Below are 3,904 nucleotides of genomic sequence, written 5' to 3' on the forward strand. Positions count from 1 at the left end.
CCGCAGGTCGATCCGAGCATCCAGCCCTACCCGTACGACCCGGAGAAGGCCAAGCAACTGCTGCAGGAGGCCGGGATTCAGCCGGGGACCGAGATCATCTTCGACTCGTCGCAGGGGCGCTACCCGATGGACACCGACGCGGCGCAGGCGATCGCGGCGGAGCTGGAGCAGCTCGGCTTCCGCGTCACGGTCCAGTACAACGAGTGGGGCACCCACCTCGACAAGATCGTCAACCGCCGCACCGGCGATGCGTTCTTCCTCGGCTGGGGCCCGGCGCTCGACGCCGAAGGGACGCTGCGCTACCTGTTCGTGGGCGACTCGACCTACAGCGGCTACACCAACCCGGAGGTCGAGGCGGTCATCGCGGAGGCGGCGACGACCGTCGACCCCGACAAGGCGCAGGAACTGTGGAACCAGGTGCAGCGGATGGTCTGGGAGGACGCCGGGTGGCTCTTCCTGTGGCAGCAGCACGACATCTACGGTGTCTCCAATCGCGTCGATTGGACGCCGCGCGTCGACGAGTCGCTGTTCATGGGTGATGCCAAGCCGCGCGAGAGCTAGGCGCGAGGCGGGGACATGCAGCGCTTCATCATCACACGACTGTTCCACGGCGTGATCGTCGTCTTCCTGGCCGTCACGGCGGTGTTCTTCATGCTCCGCCTGACGGGCGATCCGGTCCTGCTCTTCGCGCCGATGGACACTTCCGCCAAGGATCTCGAGGAGATCCGCGAGCGGCTGGGGTTCAACGACCCGCTGTGGGTCCAGTACGGCCGCTACATGCGGGACGCACTCCGAGGCGACTTCGGCGAGTCAACGCGCCTGCATCGCCCCGCGCTTGAGGTCGTGCTGGAGCGGATGCCGGCCACGATGGAGCTGGGGATCACCGCGCTGGTCATCTCGCTGCTGATCGGCATCCCGCTCGGCGTGCTGGCAGCAGTGCGCCACGGATCGGTCTGGGACCGGCTCGCGGGATTGCTGGCGGTGATCGGGCAGGCCGTGCCAAATTTCTGGCTCGGCCTGCTCCTCATCCTCCTCTTCGCGGTCGCGCTCCACTGGCTCCCAACCAGTGGTCGGGGGAGCTGGCAACAGCTCATCATGCCGGCGACAGCGTTGGCCGCGGCCAGTATCGCCCGCTACGCCCGGCTGGCCCGCTCGACGATGCTCGACGTGCTGCGGCAGGACTACATCCGAACGGCACACGCCAAGGGTCTGGCCGGCCACACGGTCCTGTGGCGGCACGCCTTCAAGAACGCCAGCATCTCGCTGATCACGACCACGGGGCTTGAGATCGGGCGACTCCTGGGCGGCGCCGTCGTCATCGAGCAGATCTTCGCCTGGCCCGGCATCGGCCGGGTGACGGTGCAGGCCCTGCTGAACCGCGACTTCGCGGTCGTCACGGCGGCGGTGGTGCTGTTCGCCATCATCTACACGGTGGCGAACCTTCTGACCGACATCGCCTACGCATGGGTGAACCCGCAGGTGCGACTATCATGACGACAGCACAAGCGCTCCCGCGCGCCGCGACGCGCGGCAAATGGACCCGCTTCCGCAGCTCACTCTTCCAGGACTACTGGGCGCTGGTCGCCGTAGCCTTCCTTGCCCTGGTCGTCCTGGCGGCGATCGCAGCACCGCTGCTGGTGTCGGGCGACGTCAACAAGCCGGACTACGGCGTGCGCCTCAAGCCGCCCCTCACCGCGGGTCACCCGCTGGGGACCGATCAGCTCGGACGGGACGTGCTCGACCGGCTCATCCTCGGCTCGCGGATCTCCGTGACGGTCGGCTTCGCCTCCGTCGTCATCGCCGGGGTCATCGGCACGCTGATCGGGATCATCGCGGCCTACTACGGCGGCTGGATCGACAGCGTCCTGATGCGCCTGGCCGACGTCCAACTTTCGTTCCCGTTCATCCTGCTGGCGCTGGTCATCAACGCGATCATTGGCCTGGGCCTGCGCAACATCATCATCACGCTGGTGATCGCCGGCTGGGTCGAGTACGCGCGCATCGCCCGCGGGGAGATCCTCGCCCTCCGCGAACGTGAGTTCGTCGAAGCCGCCCGGGTCGTGGGCGCGGGGAACGGGCGGATCATGCTGCGCCACCTTCTCCCGAACATCGTGACGCCGATCATCGTGATCAGCACGCTCCAGGTGGCGCGCTTCATCGTGGCCGAGGCGAGCATCAGCTTCCTCGGCTTCGGTGTGCAGCCGCCCACCCCCGCCTGGGGGAGCATGATCAGTGAGGGCATGGAGTACATCTTCGCTGCGTGGTGGCTGGTCACCATCCCAGGGCTGGCCCTCGCCCTCGTCGCGCTCGCCGTCAACATCGCGGGAGACTGGCTGCGCGACGTGCTGGATCCGCGGTTGAAAGTCTGATTCGGCAGAGGAAGGAGTTTTCCTCCATGGTCGTCGTACCGCAGCGCGTCTTCGAGGACCGCCATCGCCTGATCCGCGAGTATCTCGCGGAGGAGGGCCTCGAGGCGCTGATCGTGTCGGAGCCGAACAACTTCTACATGCTGTCCGGCTTCCACCTGGACGTCGAGCCCTGGGAGCGTCCAGTCGCGCTGGTCATCCCGCGCGAGGCCGAGCCGTTCCTGGTCATGAACGAGCTCTCCACCAACCACCTCCGCATGGCCGAGGAGCGGGGAACCCTCTTCATCCGTGACTACGCGATCTACCTGGAGCACCCGCGCTCGTTCCCGCGCACCTACACCCGCGACTACTGGGCGCACCTCCTGGCCGATAAGCTCCGCGCGCGCGGGATCAAGCGCGGGCGGTTCGGCGTCGAGGGCAGCGGCCCGGCCGCGCTCAAGGCGGTCATGCCCGACGTGGAGTTTGTCAACGTCTGGCCGCGGCTGATCCGGATGCGCGAGGACAAGTATCCCGAAGAGCTGGACATCATGCGGAAGTGCGCCGAGCTGACCGACTGGGCGCAGGACCGCTACATGGAGCTCGTCAAGCCGGGCGAGGTGGTCGCCGCATTCGACCTGCGCATCGCCGCGCTGATGGCGGAGGAAGCGGCGCGCCGCTATCCGGATGCCCGCTTCGAGGCGAAGGTCTTCTCCCTGAGCGGGCCGGCGTCGGCCGCGCCGCACGGGACCGGTGCCGACTGCGGCGCGCGCTTCGAGAAGGGGCACGGCATCGTCAACATCGTCGTCGGCCGCCTGGCAGGGCTGGTCGTCGAGAACGAGCGGACCCTGTTCCTCGGCGAGCCGACCGACCTGCAGCGGCGGGCCTTTGAGGCCGCGCGGCAGGCCTGCGAGGCAGCGGCCGCGCAGATGGTGGCCGGCAACACGGTGGCCAACGCCGACGCCGCGGCGCAGCGCGTCTACGAGGAGGCCGGCTTCGGCGAGTACATCAACCACCGGACCGGGCACGGCATGGGGATCAAGGGCCACGGCTACCCGGAGGACATGGCGTTCAACTACCGCCAGTTCCGGGAGAACGAGGTCTACTCCTGCGAGCCGGGGATCTACATCTACGGCGTCGGCGGTTTCCGCCACGACGACACCGTGATCGTCGGCAAGGAGAAGCCGGAGGTCATCACCAAGCGCTCCAAGCGCCTGGAGGACCAGATCGTCCCGGTCTAGGCAGCCCTTCTCTGCCAACCCACAGGCCCTGGGGCGTGTCCCCGGGGCCTGCTTTATTTCTCGGCGGCGCGTGGTGTGGTGCGCGTCCTCGGATGCTAAGGACATCCCGCAGGGGCACGGGCTCTCACCCTGCCGTCAAGGCGCCCAGCATTCGGCACGTGCCCGGGGCTCATGGAGTTTGACGAATTCGTTGGGTGTACGCGGTCGGCACGTGCCCGGGGCTCAAGCCCCGGGCTGACAAGAAAAGCCGGCTGAAGCCGGCTGTGGAGTGCGGGGGCCCCCCCCCCCCCGGTGGTTATTCTGGGTATGAGACCCCGCGCG

At 67.9% G+C, this 3,904-nt stretch carries 4 protein-coding genes; all 4 read left to right on the forward strand.

The window, feature by feature from the left end; genetic code table 11:
- A partial coding sequence (locus tag IRZ30_RS16130) for an ABC transporter substrate-binding protein (RefSeq protein WP_294086619.1) occupies positions 1-561 on the forward strand: 561 nt, incomplete at its 5' end.
- 15 nt (positions 562-576) lie between these two features.
- Entirely contained in the window at positions 577-1,494 is a 918-nt protein-coding gene (locus IRZ30_RS16135; RefSeq protein WP_294086621.1) for an ABC transporter permease, read from the forward strand.
- Positions 1,491-2,369 carry an ABC transporter permease gene (locus IRZ30_RS16140; RefSeq protein WP_294086623.1) on the forward strand — a complete coding sequence of 293 codons (879 nt, stop codon included), beginning with the start codon at positions 1,491-1,493 and terminating at the stop codon, positions 2,367-2,369. Before IRZ30_RS16135 ends, IRZ30_RS16140 begins: the two co-directional genes overlap by 4 nt.
- A 26-nt stretch (positions 2,370-2,395) precedes the next feature.
- Complete coding sequence (locus IRZ30_RS16145; RefSeq protein WP_294086625.1) at positions 2,396-3,583, forward strand: Xaa-Pro peptidase family protein; 1,188 nt, start codon at positions 2,396-2,398, stop codon at positions 3,581-3,583.
- The last annotated feature ends 321 nt before the right edge of the window (positions 3,584-3,904 follow it).

This window comes from Sphaerobacter sp., assembly GCF_019683595.1.
Lineage (GTDB): Bacteria > Chloroflexota > Chloroflexia > Thermomicrobiales > Thermomicrobiaceae > Sphaerobacter.

Bases quoted from the DNA above. Each gene is read 5' to 3' on its own strand.
- IRZ30_RS16140 (WP_294086623.1), top strand. From the start codon at position 1,491: ATGACGACAGCACAAGCGCTCCCGCGCGCCGCGACGCGCGGCAAATGG.
- IRZ30_RS16135 (WP_294086621.1), top strand. From the start codon at position 577: ATGCAGCGCTTCATCATCACACGACTGTTCCACGGCGTGATCGTCGTC.
- IRZ30_RS16145 (WP_294086625.1), top strand. From the start codon at position 2,396: ATGGTCGTCGTACCGCAGCGCGTCTTCGAGGACCGCCATCGCCTGATC.